General features: G+C 54.9%; 17 protein-coding genes. 7 read left to right on the top strand and 10 right to left on the bottom strand.

Annotated features, from left to right (window positions below; genetic code table 11):
• Window positions 1-34: 34 nt before the first annotated feature.
• Window positions 35-403, bottom strand: coding sequence for a winged helix-turn-helix transcriptional regulator (locus CDUR_RS00490; protein WP_006061531.1), 369 nt, complete (start codon window positions 401-403; stop codon window positions 35-37).
• Between the two features lie 139 nt (window positions 404-542).
• Here CDUR_RS00490 and CDUR_RS00485 point away from each other — a divergent pair, with 139 nt between their 5' ends.
• Window positions 543-1,160: an NAD(P)-dependent oxidoreductase gene (locus tag CDUR_RS00485; protein WP_006061532.1), complete on the top strand. Its 618-nt coding sequence runs from the start codon at window positions 543-545 to the stop codon at window positions 1,158-1,160.
• Window positions 1,161-1,169: 9 nt separating this feature from the next.
• Here CDUR_RS00485 and CDUR_RS00480 read toward each other — a convergent pair whose 3' ends face one another.
• The 7 genes from CDUR_RS00480 to CDUR_RS00450 all read right to left on the bottom strand — a co-directional run bounded on the left by CDUR_RS00480 (window position 1,170) and on the right by CDUR_RS00450 (window position 5,743).
• A complete protein-coding gene (locus CDUR_RS00480) occupies window positions 1,170-2,159 on the bottom strand; it encodes a hypothetical protein (RefSeq protein WP_179418578.1) in 990 nt (329 codons plus the stop codon).
• 131 nt (window positions 2,160-2,290) lie between these two features.
• Window positions 2,291-3,112 (bottom strand): VOC family protein, encoded by an 822-nt coding sequence (locus tag CDUR_RS00475; protein ID WP_006061535.1) that lies wholly within the window; start codon window positions 3,110-3,112, stop codon window positions 2,291-2,293.
• Window positions 3,112-3,405 carry an RNA-binding S4 domain-containing protein gene (locus CDUR_RS00470; RefSeq protein WP_179418577.1) on the bottom strand — a complete coding sequence of 98 codons (294 nt, stop codon included), beginning with the start codon at window positions 3,403-3,405 and terminating at the stop codon, window positions 3,112-3,114. Before CDUR_RS00470 ends, CDUR_RS00475 begins: the two co-directional genes overlap by 1 nt.
• A gap of 65 nt (window positions 3,406-3,470) precedes the next feature.
• The gene (locus CDUR_RS00465; RefSeq protein ID WP_040358246.1) at window positions 3,471-3,800 is read right to left on the bottom strand and encodes a heavy metal-binding domain-containing protein; all 330 of its coding nucleotides are present in this window, start codon (window positions 3,798-3,800) and stop codon (window positions 3,471-3,473) included.
• Between the two features lie 145 nt (window positions 3,801-3,945).
• Window positions 3,946-4,239, bottom strand: a complete 294-nt coding sequence (locus CDUR_RS00460) for a hypothetical protein (RefSeq protein WP_179418576.1) — start codon at window positions 4,237-4,239, stop codon at window positions 3,946-3,948.
• A 155-nt stretch (window positions 4,240-4,394) separates the two neighbouring features.
• The gene (locus CDUR_RS00455; RefSeq protein WP_179418575.1) at window positions 4,395-5,120 is read right to left on the bottom strand and encodes an SDR family NAD(P)-dependent oxidoreductase; all 726 of its coding nucleotides are present in this window, start codon (window positions 5,118-5,120) and stop codon (window positions 4,395-4,397) included.
• Window positions 5,121-5,125: 5 nt separating this feature from the next.
• Window positions 5,126-5,743: a DNA-3-methyladenine glycosylase I gene (locus tag CDUR_RS00450; RefSeq protein ID WP_179418574.1), complete on the bottom strand. Its 618-nt coding sequence runs from the start codon at window positions 5,741-5,743 to the stop codon at window positions 5,126-5,128.
• Between the two features lie 82 nt (window positions 5,744-5,825).
• On the opposite strand from CDUR_RS00450, the gene CDUR_RS00445 reads away from it, so the two are divergent.
• Complete coding sequence (locus CDUR_RS00445) at window positions 5,826-6,416, top strand: sugar O-acetyltransferase (protein ID WP_179418573.1); 591 nt, start codon at window positions 5,826-5,828, stop codon at window positions 6,414-6,416.
• Here the strand turns inward: CDUR_RS00445 and CDUR_RS00440 are convergent, their stop codons facing one another.
• On the bottom strand, window positions 6,417-7,451 hold the full coding sequence (locus tag CDUR_RS00440; RefSeq protein WP_179418572.1) for a DNA cytosine methyltransferase: 1,035 nt from the start codon (window positions 7,449-7,451) through the stop codon (window positions 6,417-6,419). It lies immediately after the preceding gene.
• 143 nt (window positions 7,452-7,594) lie between these two features.
• On the opposite strand from CDUR_RS00440, the gene CDUR_RS00435 reads away from it, so the two are divergent.
• Both CDUR_RS00435 and hrpB read left to right on the top strand, forming a co-directional pair.
• Window positions 7,595-8,506 (top strand): NgoMIV family type II restriction endonuclease, encoded by a 912-nt coding sequence (locus CDUR_RS00435; RefSeq protein ID WP_179418571.1) that lies wholly within the window; start codon window positions 7,595-7,597, stop codon window positions 8,504-8,506.
• A gap of 16 nt (window positions 8,507-8,522) precedes the next feature.
• Complete coding sequence (hrpB, locus tag CDUR_RS00430; protein ID WP_179418570.1) at window positions 8,523-10,886, top strand: ATP-dependent helicase HrpB; 2,364 nt, start codon at window positions 8,523-8,525, stop codon at window positions 10,884-10,886.
• Between the two features lie 23 nt (window positions 10,887-10,909).
• Here the strand turns inward: hrpB and CDUR_RS00425 are convergent, their stop codons facing one another.
• Window positions 10,910-11,311: a DUF3151 domain-containing protein gene (locus tag CDUR_RS00425; protein ID WP_179418569.1), complete on the bottom strand. Its 402-nt coding sequence runs from the start codon at window positions 11,309-11,311 to the stop codon at window positions 10,910-10,912.
• A 72-nt stretch (window positions 11,312-11,383) separates the two neighbouring features.
• On the opposite strand from CDUR_RS00425, the gene CDUR_RS00420 reads away from it, so the two are divergent.
• From CDUR_RS00420 to CDUR_RS00410, 3 genes are all read left to right on the top strand, one after another.
• A complete protein-coding gene (locus tag CDUR_RS00420; protein WP_179418568.1) occupies window positions 11,384-12,460 on the top strand; it encodes an AbrB family transcriptional regulator in 1,077 nt (358 codons plus the stop codon).
• A gap of 11 nt (window positions 12,461-12,471) precedes the next feature.
• Complete coding sequence (locus CDUR_RS00415) at window positions 12,472-13,389, top strand: alpha/beta hydrolase family protein (RefSeq protein ID WP_179418567.1); 918 nt, start codon at window positions 12,472-12,474, stop codon at window positions 13,387-13,389.
• Window positions 13,390-13,560: 171 nt separating this feature from the next.
• Complete coding sequence (locus tag CDUR_RS00410; protein WP_179418566.1) at window positions 13,561-14,805, top strand: ATP-binding protein; 1,245 nt, start codon at window positions 13,561-13,563, stop codon at window positions 14,803-14,805.
• Window positions 14,806-14,808: the final 3 nt, after the last annotated feature.

The following is a 14,808-nucleotide window of genomic DNA, read 5'->3' as shown; positions in this document are numbered from 1 at the left end:
AAAATAATTAGAGTTCACGTCCAAATCCAGTCTACTATTTTTCCGCACGTTTTCGGGCAGCAACAATGTCATCCATATGGGCAATTGCCCAATTAACAAGCATCTGAAGCGGTTCAAGCAGGGAAAGCCCGGCAGCCGTGAGTTCATATTCCACCCGTGGCGGAATTTCGGGATAAACCTGCCGCGCTACCAAACCATCGTGAGTGAGTCCTTTCAGTGTTTGGGAAAGCATTTTCTGAGAAATGCCATCCACACGATGGTGCAGCTCAGAATATCTCAGTGGTCCTTGGGCAAGGGCATTAATAACCAGTACCGTCCAGCGATCGCCAATCTTGGTCAACACATCCCGGGATGGGCAACCTCGAGCAAAGGGGTCCCATGTGTTTTCTGCCACATCCTGCATGATACGTAACTCCTCAGAGCTGGCTTACTACCTTCCGGTAAGTGAACTTACCATAAAGTACTTACTTTCCAAAAGTAAGTTTTATGGTTAGGGTGTGAACCGTACGACCAACACAGGCTCACACCACAAGGAGAAAACAATGAGCAACATCCTCGTTATCGGCAGTACCGGCATGGTCGGGTCCCGCATTGTCAACGAAGCAGTCCGACGCGGACACACCGTCACAGCTGCTAGCCGCTCAGGCAAGCCAGTTGATGGTGCCGCCCGCGCTATCGCCGTCGAACTGGGAGACACGGATGCCGTCGCCAAACTCATCGAAGCCCCCAACACCGATGTCACCATCATCGCCGTCTCTCCCGATCGCACAGGAGGCTCAACTCAACCACTGGTTAATGCCCACAAGAAGCTGATTGATCGTGGCGTCAAAGGTCGTGTACTCATTGTCGGCGGCGCTGGCTCACTCCAACGTGAAGATGGCTCGCTACTAGTGGACAGCCCTGAATTCCCCGAGGAATACAAGGCAGAGGCTCAGGCATTTGTGGAAATTCTGAACCTATACCGCAATTCAGATCTCACCTGGACCATGCTTTCCCCCTCCCCCGCTATCGCACCCGGTGAACGCACCGGCAACATCACTCTTGGCACAGATTCCCCCGTCGGTGGTGCCGTATCGGCCGAAAACTTCGCTGTGGCCATGATTGATGAGGTGGAAAACCCCCAGCACGTCGGCACACGGTTCACCGTGGCCGACGCTTAAACTAGCCAACTAGTTCAATGGCGGTGGGTTTTTGCGGAGTTCATCAACAGAGATGGCACGTTCCTTGATGGAAATACCATTGTTGTCATCCTGCGTGATCTTGCCTTCCTCGTCCCAGATGGTGACGAAGTTGAATGCCTGCCAGTCATTGGTCACGCGCTTCGCGCGGCTGACGCCCACACCTGGGAAGTAGGTGCCAATAGGCTTTCCCTCCTTATTGCGCATTGGCTTCCCATCTTCACCCTTCATCAGGATGCGTTCATCTTCGGTACGAACGCCTTTGTCAGGATAGTAATCAGTCCCCATTTGCAAATGGTACTCCGACTTATCCCTGTCATCTGTGCCTTTATCATCTTTTTTCACCAACCTGGCGTTAACCGTGGCGAAAACAGCCTTAATATCCGTGGTGGGAAAACCCTCAGCCAGTTCCCTTGTATCTGTTTCACTACCCCAACCGTGGAACATACGGTTTATGTCACTGGCGGGTGTCACAACCTTATTGTCACCTTCAGGGTGTAGATCAGGGGTCAGAACATCGCCACTGGCCCCATGCTTGGGAAAGTCTTTACCATCAACAGCCGTGTCGCTTACTTCCTGCCACTTACCGGTGGATTTCCGCAGCACATAGAGCTTAATGTTGCTCATTTCCACACTGGTGTTGCGTGCTTGGTTTTCGCGTGCCGTGAAGATTTCCAGCCACGGCACCATGGCGTTCCAGGCATCAGCATCTTTGAAATCGGGGTGCACCAGGGCTTTCTTGTAATAGCCCGGTGTTTGATCGCCATGCGGGTTGGTACCCATCACGAGGGTTCCCGGTCCGTAGAAGCGTTTCCCCACCTCACCGTTGTAGGCGAGGACTTTGTCGTTTTCCTTGGTCATATCAGAAATGACAGTGTCCAACGTGTTGACGTTTTCCGCGGCAAACGCCGGGGTCATTCCTGTAGCAAGGGAGGCCGCAACCACCCCTGCCATCACATGTTTAGCTAGCATCCGTTTCACGTGCGCAATATCCTTCCAACTCTTGAGCAATACCCTCTGACCTGGGGTATCACAAGAGATATTCTACGTAAAACGATGTATTGCTGCAGAAGTGCAGGTGCTGACGGGTTTTTGGCTAGATTTGGTGCTACCTAAAGACCGTACTGGCTCAGGTCGATGCCCTCCAGCGGATCGGATTCATGCCCCTCCACAACCGGCTCATCAACCTCAGCGATGGTTACAGTCGCGCCTGTGGAATCCGCCACAACCGCCATGCGTCCAAACTCCGACTCCCACGGCTCGCGCACAACCTCACCGCCCAGTTTCTCTGCCTTCGACACGGCCTCATCCACATTCTTCACACCCACATACGACTGCCAGAACGATGGAACCTCGCGCGGAAACCTCCCCTGCGCATCCCAGATACCGGCGAACGGCGCGCCGTCGACAAGCGCAGTTGTGTACCTGAACCCCCCAGCCTCTGTGGACCGCGTTACCCAATCAAACAAATCTCGGTAAAACTCCGCAGCTTCCTCATAATGATTCGTGCAGGTCAGCTCGTGCCACACCGGAGTGCCCGGCTCGCCTGCCGCGATGAACGCCTCCTCCGAATACGGCTCAATCGCCCCAAACAACCCGCCGGAAGTATCCACCAACAGTGCCATCCGACCCAAATTCACATCCGTTGGCTCCGCAAGTACGCGCCCACCCAAGTCCTTCACACGCTGCACAAGCGCCTCAATATCATCCGCCAGAAAGTACGTCACCCACGTATCAGGAAGCGGCGAATCCTCAGGCTTATCGACGATCGCTGCTACCGGAAGCCCCTGCACGCGCGCCACGCGGTACCCCACATACAATTCCTCAAAGTCCCAGCCCAAAAGCTCGCCATAAAAATGCGAGGACTTACGAACATCCGAGGTCATCAAGTCAATCCAGTAGGGCATGCCACCCTCAGCCATAAAAGCAGGCATTACATATTCCTCCACTTTTCAGGGTCAAAATCATCATCGGCGGTAGCTTCATCAAAATAATCCAACTCCTCGGCAGTGGCACGCACCACCCGAGCAGATTGACCACCGAACCCCACCACGTCCCCCTCACGCAACGTCTTACCGCGGCGTGTATCCACCACACCATTCACCGTCACCTGGCCGTCCGCGATAGCATCCTTCGCCTGTCCACCGGTTTCCACCAGATTCGCCAGCTTAATGAACTGCCCAAGTTTAATAGTCTCATCGCGAATCGAGACGTCGAAAGGTTGCATGACTAGCAGTCTATGCTGTACCCCCGTGGTGATGCGAAGAATCGCACCACCCACCTACATCACAATCAGTACGCTGGAGCGAAACGTACAGCGGTCCCCGTTGCAGAGACCATCATCATGCCGTTATCCGAACCCATGGTGACATAGTCAATATCAACGCCAACGACACCTTCAGCCCCCAATTCGATGGCGCGCTGCACCATCTCCGCCAGCGCATTTTCACGAGCGTTGATCATTTCTTCCTCATAGGCTTGGCTGCGGCCGCCAACGATGTTGCGGAAACCGGCGGCGAGGTCCCTGAACATGTTGATACCGGAAACAGTTTCACCAGCAACAACGCGGATGTACTCCGAGATCTGCCGTCCCTCAACATTGTAGGTGGTGGTGACGATCATGATTGTTCCTTTCATGGCTGGATAAACAAATTCCCTGTCCACTGTATGCATTTCGGCGAGTTGATGACCTACCGGGGGTGGTTTTGAGAGAAAAAGTTGATGGATGCGCAGGCAGTGCGAATCCAAGAACATGCTTCATCGAAGCTCAGATAACCATGTCTCGGATCACACGTGGATTAGGGACGATAACGGGATAGGACACCCCTATTTTCACCTGCTCATCACCAACGTAATCACTAGGAATCTCAAAGTCCCATGAACGACCTGGGGCTAACCCCTCCCAGGCGAGTGTGTGCAGCGAGTCTTCATCTTCAAGAAAACTCACCATCAATGCCTCAACGTTAAACGAGCCAACGTTCGTAATCGTTGCTGTTTCCAGGGAAGTTCGCGATATTCGAATAAGGCGTTCCAAGGACTCATGATCCAGCTGTTGCTCCATATGTACACCTCACTGTGGATTTGAGATTGTCGGTTCCATCATATGAATCCCACTTCAAACACCACTGAAATGTCAGGACCGGGGCTGGCAAGAGCCGCAAACCACGCTGATAACAATGCACCAAACGTAACTAGGGACATGAAAATGAATAGTGCTTAGACCTGATCACGGGGCATAATCTGCATCCTGTCGATGTTCATGTGGGACGGCAGCGCCGCCACCCACCGCACCGCCTCGGCAATATCCTCGGCGGTGAGGTTGAGGTGGCCTTCGTAGACTTTGTCAGCGCGCTCAGCGTCACCGCCGAATCGCACAAGCGAAAACTCCTCCGTTTTCACTCGGCCAGGGTCAATCTCACAAATACGCAGTGGCTGGCCAACCTGTTCAAGGCGCAACACCCTGGTCATGGCGGCAACCCCGTGCTTGGCGGCGTTGTACCCGGCACCGCCCACGTACGGAACATGCGCGGCAATCGACGCGATATTGATCACCTGCCCGTCACCTGATGCGATGAGCTTGTCCAACAATGCCTTGGTTACCCGCAGCGTCCCGAGCACGTTGGTGTCGTACATCCACTGCCAATCGTCAAGATCAGCATCCGCAACGGAATCCAGCCCTTTGGCACCACCAGCATTGTTCACCAGCAGATCACAGTGTGGGACACGGCTGGCAAAACCAACCACGGAATCCTCACGCGTGACATCAAGTTCAATGGCTTCCGCGCTGCCACCAGTGGCACTAATAGCTTCTACTAGTTCTTCCAGCCGGTCCACGCGACGAGCTGCGGCAACAACATGCCACCCATCTGCGGCAAGCGCCACAGCAGCTGCCTTACCAATTCCACTGGACGCACCGGTTACTACTGCAATTTTTTTAGTCATGGCTTTCAATCTACCTGCGGAAGGAGCGGTGAGGAACCCTTCACGCGGTCGTCGACAAGCCCGGTTGCCTGCATAAGTGCATAGCAGGTTGTAGGTCCGACAAAGCTGAATCCAGCCTGCTTAAGTGCCCGCGCCAACGCGGCTGATTCGGGGCTGGACGTGGGAATATCTGCGGTAGATTCCAGCGGCTGTTCACGCGGTGGCGGGGCAAAACTTGTCATAAAATCCACCAAACCTCCCTGATCACGCAGTTTCTGTGCAGCGCGGGCATTGTTCACCAACGCGCTAAGCTTCCTTGGATTGCGGATCAACGAGGGATTGGTGGCAAGCTGCTCAATATCCTCATCGGTCATGGCCGCCACGGCATCCACATCAAAATTGTGGAAAGCAGCACGCAGTGCCTCCCTTTTACTCAACACCAGATTCCACGATAAGCCGGCCTGCAATGCCTCCAAGCACACGCGCTCAAAAAACTCAGCCTCGGTGGTCGCGAGCGCGCCCCACTCATAGTCGTAGTAGTCGCGGAGCTGGTCATTTGCCACCGCCCACTCAGGTCGAACACGACCATCCAGTGGGTTGTACACAAGCCCCCGAGCTTCCAGATCGTCCCCAAGATTCTCCATGCTTCAGCACCCTAGACAATGCGCCAGACATACGGGGGTACCGTCACCCCCTTCATGGCCTTTGACAAGGCACAATGGTGTGATGAATCAGACTAATCATGCCATCACGTACGTCAGCGATGAGCACCGAAAAATGGTGGCCGGTGAATGGTACCTGCCGTTTGGCCCAGAACTCAGAGAGCTACGGCACAACGCCAGTATGCTTGCTCATGAATTCAACCAGCTTGGTCCCACCGACCCCACCCGCAGCAGAGGCATTCTCGGCCAACTTTTTGGCAACTTCCCCGAGTCAAGCTTCCTCATTCCGCCCGCTTCAATTGACTACGGCATTCATACATTCGTTGGCGAAGGTGCGTACATCAATTTCAACGTCACAATCCTGGATAGCGCTGAAGTGCACATAGGTGATCGCGCGCTCATTGGACCAAACTGCCAGCTCATTACCGTCGGGCATCCCGTTGATGACGTTCAACGACGCCGCGATGCCTGGGAACAGGCCGCACCCATACACATTGGGGAAGACGCATGGTTGGGTGCAGGAGTCACCGTACTACCAGGCGTGAGCATTGGTGCTCGCAGCGTCATTGGAGCGGGCAGCGTGGTCACGCGCAGCATTCCAGACGACGCTGTAGCTGTAGGGAATCCGGCGAAGGTGATACGACTAATTACGTAGTCACATAAACGGCAATTCGGTTTGCACTCCCCTTAAAGTACTAGCACTGTACTCAGCTTCTTCCTTCGAAGACTCTTCCCTCAACGCTGATGCAATCGCAGTACCCAACGCACGAGCTACAGGCGGTGGAAATGCGTTGCCAACCTGTCGATAAGCAGTGGTCTTCCGACCGAAAATCTTCCAACTATCAGGGAAACCCTGCAATCGAGCAGCCATACGCACTGTGAGACGTGGAACCTCATCAATCGGATCATCTACTGTCAAAGGGGCATCGGCAATGCTTGTCCCTTTAACTCCAAGGCGAGACCACGCTTCGCGCGCCCTCGTTGGCCCCAAGTCTGGCCCACCATGTTTCTTTGATCCACCAACAAGTGTTGGGCCTATACCAGCCGCATTATCAGCCCAACGCTCTGCCCCTAACCACCCACCTTCTGCCATAAGATCCAACAGAGTTTCCCCAACGGTCGGAGGCGTTCCTACCGGTCGAGGCCACTGGAAAAATCCGTCATAGCGACGTTGAAGAGCAACAAGCACAAAGCGAGGACGTAGTTGAGGAACGCCATGTTCAGATGCCTGAATCACCTGCCAATGCGCAAAGTAACCATAGTCCTCTAGCCTCCGAATAATCTCCCTCCTGTACCCGGAAAATTTGTTCGTAGACAGTCCACGAACATTTTCCAACAACACCGCCCTAGGTCTGATGATTTCCACTAAATCAAGCGCTGCAGGGAAAAGATCTCGTTCATCTGCTTTTCCCAACTGTTTCCCCGCAACGGAGAAGGGAGGGCATGGCACTCCACCCGAGAGTAAGTCGACACCCTGAAATGGTGAGCCGTCAAAGCTCATCACGTCCTGCTCAAAGATCGGCCATGGTTCAACAACACCCGGTTGTTGCTCACCACGATTCAGTCGAAGCGTTTCACAAGCATCAGTATCAAGCTCAACAACTCCAACATGGGTAAATCCAGCTTGTTCCAGGCCCAAAGCCTGTCCCCCGGCACCAGCGCAGATCTCCAGAGAGGTTAATTTTTCCATAGCATCACGATACCTTGGATCACCGATATGCCCAGCAATCTATCGAACATATGAGCTGAAATCTCTTTCCAAGCAGGTCAGAGGTCATTCGTCATATACTATCCAGCGTATGAATTCATCTAAACTCCTGCAAGGATGTCAACATGTCCGCACAATCCGCACTACTAACTCAGGCACGCCAAGCTTTCCACAAAATGCTGGTCGATCAGAAAGTTTTGACCATCGTCACAACAGGCAAAACACCTGACATAGCATCAAACGCAGACAGCTCACAAGACTACTCACGCCAGCTTGCAATGCACATCGCTAATAACCTTGAAGCCCACACGGTGGACCGAAAACTCCCTGCACAAACAGCTGGCACACTCTTCGAAAAATTTGTAGCAGAATTCCTTATAACAACACTCCCAATCATAAGCCTTGGACACCCTACAGGTTGGCATGTTGAAAATGTTGGCAACTCACGCAAACGTGACCATCTAGCTCAGTATTGGCCATACCGCCACCTTGCCGAACTCCAAACAAAAGTCCAGGCCGACAGAACGTTGGAGGCCGTTCTCGGCAATCTTTATTCAGTTAATCCAGACGTCTTGGTTCTCCGTAGTGCTCTGGAAGATAGCGTATTCAACCAGCATGAAAAATTAGTTGATGACACTACAGGACAACGTTCTCACATCCGGGCCAACAAGGAACAACAGCATTCAGACAACAATAAAAGCACTTCCACTATCGTTCATGCAGTAGTCTCATGCAAGTGGACTATGCGATCGGATCGCGCACAAAACAGTCGGTCTGAAGCCCTAAGCCTCATTAGAAACAGAAAAGGACGCACACCACACATCGTCGCCGTAACAGCAGAACCAACACCCAGTCGCATTGCTTCATTGGCGCTAGGAACAGGCGACCTTGACATGATCTACCACTTTGCCCTGGATGAACTCATCACCGCTGTCGAAGCAGGTCATAATGACGAGGGCAAAGCTCAGCTGGAAACGTTGTTGAATGGTGATCGGCTTCGAGATATTTCCGATCTGCCACTCGATCTAGTTACTTAACACTAAACTACTCCCCGTGCCCTTTGATCTTGACCGTATTGGCGCTGGCCTGCCTGTTGCCGCGAGCCTGCCAGAGTTGTCGCACGCACTTGGCAATCAAACCGCCAGCCGAACAACTGCGGTGATTCAGGCTCCGCCGGGTACGGGTAAAACCACCCTCATCCCGCCCGCGCTACACAATCACGTTAAGGGGAAAATACTGGTCACAGCCCCGCGTCGTGTTGCGGTAAGGGCGGCGGCACGGAGGCTTCGGCACCTCGACCCGCAGCAGGCGCGTTCAGTGGGTTTTGCCGTGCGGGGCGAGTATCAGCGGGGCGATGCGGTGGAGTTTGTGACTCCCGGGGTGTTGCTGCGCCGCCTGCTCACAGACCCCGGTTTGGAGGGCATCAGCGGCGTCATCATTGATGAAGTCCATGAACGCCAGCTGGATACCGACCTCACCCTGGGAATGCTGCGTGAGCTGCATGAACTGCGCAATTCGCTTGATTCACCGTTTTATCTCGTGGCTATGTCTGCAACTTTGGACGCCCAGCGTTATTCTGAGTTGCTTGATAACGCACCGATTATTGCCACTCCCGCTGTCACGCATCCTGTTGATGTGCTGTACCGTCCGGGTCCGCAGCGGCTGGGTGTGCGGGGCGTCGAGAAGCAGTACCTAGAGCATGTCGCGCGAGTGGCTCGGGAAGGCATCGAAAAGCATGGAGAATCGGTGTTGGTGTTTGTACCGGGGGTCCGCGAGGTAACTGCTGCGTGCGAGTTGCTTGATAATGCAATTCCCCTGCATGGAAGGCTCAGTGCGCGAGAGCAAGATGCCGCCCTGACCGATCGTGGCACCCCTCGCATCATCGTGTCTACGTCAATTGCGGAGTCCTCAGTGACGGTTCCTGGGGTCCGGGTCGTGGTGGATTCGGGGCTCGCCAGACAGCCTCAGCACGATGCAACGCGCGGCATATCTGGGCTGGTCACGGTGGGGTGCGCGCGGTCATCAGCCGAACAGCGGGCAGGTCGTGCAGGTCGCGAGGGGCCGGGCATCGTCTACCGGTGCTACACCGAATCCGAGTTTGCGCACATGACACCGCACGCCACACCAGAAATTTTCACCACTGATCTCACTCAGGCGGCGTTGTTCATGGCGTGCTGGGGCAGCCCCGACCTGCCGCTTATCGACGCCCCTCCTCCCGGACCGTTTCAGCAAGCTCAAGCAACATTGCAACAACTGGGGGCGGTGGATTCTTCTGGGACGGTGACCAACTTTGGACGTCGTCTGGCGTCCATTCCTTGTGATCCCAGGCTTGGGCGAGCACTACTACTCACAGGTACCCGGCGCGCCGCAGGCATTGTGGCGTGTCTTGCGGATGATCCGCGTGGGGACATTGCCCGGCTCACGCCGAATAAGGCCGAAGCGCAGCGGTTGCATTCTTTGGTAACTTCCTCGGGTTCCTACGATGATTCCCCTGGCGTGGTAACGGGCTTTGCCTATCCTGAGTTCATTGCCAAGCGGGTGGGTGAGAATGAGTTTCTGCTGGCTAGCGGCACTCGAGCCGTGACGCGCGATAATACTTTTGCTGGTTCTGAGTGGTTGGCGGTGGCGTCATTATCCTCCGCAGGTGAGCGGGTGTACATTCATGCTGCGGCCCACCTGTCGGAAGATGAAGCGCTGTCGTTGATTGGAGTTTCGGAGACCGTGGAGGCGTCACTTGTGAATGGCCGGATTCGCGGCAGAAAAGTGCGCAGAGCTGGGAAAATTGAGTTGTCGTCGACGCCTGTTGCCGTGCCGCCAGAGCAGGCTGCAGAGGCGTTGGTCGCTGGCTTGGATGTGTCGTTGTTTCCTTGGTCGCAAGCAGCCACAGGACTGCGGAATCGTTTGGCGTTTGTGCGTGCGCAGCGCGGGGAACCGTGGCCGGATGTGTCCGATGCCGCGTTGAATTCCATGCTGGGCGACTGGCTTGCCCCAGAGATTCAGGACATTGCCCAGGGAACGCCATTATCGCAGGTAGATATGCTTCCGGCATTGCGCAGGCTTGTGCCGTGGCCGGAGGCAGCATCATTTGATGAGTATGCTCCCTCGCAGCTCACTGTCCCAAGTGGCCGTCATGTCTTTGTGGATTACAGCACCGGCAGACCGGTGGTGAGCGTGAAGCTTCAGGAATGTTTTGGCCTCGCTGAATCCCCGACGTTGTGCGGGCAGCGGGTGCTGTTCCATTTGCTCTCCCCCGCTGGTAGGCCGCTGGCCGTGACTGATGATCTTGCCAGTTTCTGGTCCGGGCCGTATTCCCAGGTCCGCGCTGACATGCGTGGCCGCTACCCCAAGCATCCATGGCCGGAGGATCCGTGGTCTGCGGAGGCGACGGGACGAGTCAAGGGGCGGGGAAAACGCTAAATCATTCGCCTGCCCGGCTTATCCTACGGCAGTAAAACCTCGACGCATGAGGAATCCGCGTCTGTGAGCAACGCCCGGCAGCGTTCGTACTCACTGTCTTCGCCGATGAGCTGCGCAGCCAACGCCAGCGCAGCGATGGCGCGCAGCACCCCGTGATTTGGTTCATGCGACCAGGGCACAGGGCCGAACCCCTTCCACCCGTGTGCTCTCAGCCGGTCCAAGCCGCGATGATAACCAGTGCGCGCAAACGCATATGCTTGCAGTTTCTCCTGGTCAGTAGTGCTGTTTGTACTAGCGCCCTCCAACGCCTGTTCAGCTAGAATCGCCCAGGCGAGCGGGCTTTCGGGGTGCGTAAGCGCATTGGTATTGGGGTCTTCCGGCAGCAAAACTGGTGGTGGGAGCAGCATGTCTTTAAATTCAGTCATATATTTCAGGGTACTTGGGTTTGCCGCGCACAGTTTTAGGCACAAACAGCGCCGCGCCTTTACACTGAAGCAGTGCCTCAACTCCGCACGTATGACAAACGTTGGCTCGCGGTTCTCCCGCTGAGCATTGTTGTGGGGTTGCTTTTTGATAAGTGGAATGTTCCCGCAGCATGGATTCTCGCAGCGATTCTCTGCGCTGGTGGTTGTGCGCTGTTGACCCGCCGTGAACTTATGGTGCGTTCGGAGGCAACAATGTTTGCCAAGGCGCTGATTGCCATGGTCGCGGCGGTCCCGTTGACCACGACTCCACCGCAGCAGTTGGTGCATTTTATTTTTCCTGGTCTTATGGTCGCGGCTGTGACGCTGGCCATGAGCTGTGCGGGTGGATTAATACTTGCACGAACACGCAGGGGCGACATCTCCCCAGAAACAGGAATCTTGTCGCTGCTGGCGGGTGGCGCGTCCATCATGCCGGTATTGGCGCAGGAGCTTGGTGCCGACTACCGATATGTCGCACTATCCCAATACCTTCGCCTACTCGCAGTGTCGTTCACCTTGCCGCTGCTCACACCATTCCTGGGCCTGTACTCGCAAGGCACCGCCGCACAATCCGACCCTGGCACATTCACATGGACAAGCTGGCTTGTCATGATCCTGATCATTGTCCTCGGTGAACCCTTAGGAAAGCTCCTCCGCCTCCCCGCCGCCGGATTCCTCGCACCATTGTTTCTCACGGTTACGGCGCTTTTTCTCCGCCCAGAGGGCACATCACTGCTTCCCCCGGATGCGGTGCGGGTGGCAGCGTTCCTCGCCATCGGCTGGATGGCAGGCGGCGGTTTATCGACGACCGCCCTCACCAGCTTTGCACGTCAGCTCCCCGTCACCATTGCGTTTATTGCAATCCTTCTTACGGGCTGCGCTGCCATGGCTTGGGTACTTCATGCGTGGCTAGGGGTTTCTTACCTCGACGCCTATCTAGCCACCACTCCTGGCGGGCTGGAAACCGTGCTGGCCCTAGCAGGCGAAGCCAATTCCGGCCCGGTTGTTGCATCCGTCCAGATTATTCGCCTGTTATTTGTGTTGATTATCGCAGGGTGGTTGCCGCAACTGATTCATGCCCTACTGTCCTTGGCACACAAACCGCATTAGTCTCTATTATTATGCCGACAAAATCAAAGCGCACACTGATGCGAACCATCATCGCATGCATTGTGGCTCTTTTACTATTCGTGATCGCCGTGGTGATTTACGGCGTTGTTCACAACCAACAAGCCACACGCACTGGCTCTTTGTGCGCTGAATACGGCATACCTGCTGACGACCCGCGCTCCAACCCCGAACCCCTCCCTGAAACTGATGAAACTGGCGAAAACCGTGAAGTGGCACCAGACAACAGCATCAAGATGAACCAATCCCTTGACGTGCACGGCATTCGCAGCCGCTACCACGTGTTTGCGCGGGGCGTCGACTTCTCAAAGCCGGTGGGCGTGGTGATGCGCCTACATGGCGATGGCGCCTATGAGTACGATCACCCGGAGGGCCTGCTCAACTGCATGGCTTCTGTTGCGGCATCCCACAACATGATTCTTGTTGCCCCCCGAACCCCCGATCACGAAGGCACACGCACCTGGTGGGAGAACATTGGTGAAAGCTCCGTATGGCTTACAGGGCTGATTTCCCAACTTCGGGAAGACTACGACAATGTTGACACACATAACATGTGGTGGATGGGGTATTCCGGCGGCGCGGAACTCATCAGTTACGGGCTTCTCGCACAGGAACCGGAAAACATCACAGCTGGCGCCATTATGATCGGCGGCGGCGGGGCACCCACAGACAAACCAGACCCCGCACCAGCACTAAACGCCAGGTTGCCTTTGTACTGGTACGTGGGCAGCAAAGACAACGGCAAAGATCCACGCTCAACCTTCAACGCCCTGAACGCAGCCAACAACGGCGCGCACTGGTACCGCTCACGTGGCTACGACAATGTTCAAGAGCACGTCATTGACGGCGACGACCACTTCAGCATTCCCCAAGCCAAAATCCTTGATGATGTGCTGAACAACCAGAAGTAGTCCACCGCTTATCGACGCCGCTCCCCTCCCCGTCTGCCCGTCTGCGGCGCAGGTTTCGGCCCGCATTGGTTCCGCGTTTCTACGATTTTTGTGTCGCGTTTCTACGAAAAATCCTCCGCGTTTCTACGAATAGCATAGGTTCCGCAGGTCAAGGTATGTACGATGGGCGGCATGGAACTTCTACACAGAAACACTGAATCCTTAGGAAACCAACTGCTTGGCCACTTCCCCATCACCGTGATTCAAGGCGCTCGGCAAGTAGGAAAGAGCACTCTGGCGCAGATCTTAGGAAAGCAACGCGGTGCCCAGTATTACTCCCTCGATGACGTATCTGTACGTGACTCCCTCATTGCAGACCCAGTAGGTTTTATAGACTCCCACGCCTCGCAGACACTCATCATTGACGAGGTACAGCTTCTTCCCGAACTACTACGCACAGTCAAGGCTAGCGTTGATCAAAATCGTCGACCAGGGCGTTTTCTTCTCACCGGTTCCGCTAATTTGTTGAGACTCTATGGCGATACCGATAGCTTGGCCGGGCGAGCAGTTACCCTCCGATTGCGAGGATTTAGCCAAGGAGAACTACACAGCCATACTGACGACTTCATTCATAATATCCATGATGCTGATTTCAATCCTCTTTCCTTTAGTTCGTCATGGGCAAAAAATGACTACGCGCACGCATTAGCAACAGGTGGTTTTCCCGACGTTTCAGCATTACCAGAGCCATTGCAATTCCGCTGGTTCGACGGGTACCTTTCACGCGTTTTGGAACGAGACGCTGCTGTGCGTTCTGGAGGTAGCCAAACCCAACGAATCACCACCTTAGCTTCCCTAATTGCAGCTAACCAGGCAGGTGAGCTGGTAAAAGCTCGCTTGTCGGAACAAGCTGGCATCCCTCAAAGCAGCATCCAAACCTACCTGGATGCCCTCGACTCCATCTATCTTTGTGACCAGCTTCCGCCGTGGACACCTAACTTAACAAAGCGCGAGGTAGGCAGGAAGAAAACAATGATTTCCGACTCCGGTCTAGCGATGCACATGGCAGGTTTAACAGCTGAACAAATCTCTGGTGTCACGTCAAAAGCCATGGGTGGAGTGCTGGAAGCATTCGTTGTGCAGGAACTTCTGAAGCAACAAGAATGGAGCAGCAAACGCTATACGTTGTCACACTACCGGGATCGCGATGGCATCGAAGTGGATGTGATCGTGGAACTCTCCAGCGGCGAGATTTATGCCTTTGAAGTAAAAGCCTCAGCCACGTACAAAGCCGATCAATTCCGCGGCCTCACGTATCTTCGAGACAAACTGGGAGACCGATTCCTTGGCGGTTTCGTCCTTGGCACAGCCCCACAGGGGTACCGCTTCGCGGATAAATTATGGGGCCTGCCAGTATCGGCGTTGTGGTCTATTTAAGCT

This window comes from Corynebacterium durum (assembly GCF_030408675.1).
Taxonomy (GTDB): Bacteria; Actinomycetota; Actinomycetes; order Mycobacteriales; family Mycobacteriaceae; genus Corynebacterium; species Corynebacterium durum.
Note: the sequence above shows the minus strand (reverse complement) of the source record. Positions and strands in the feature narration are given on the sequence as shown.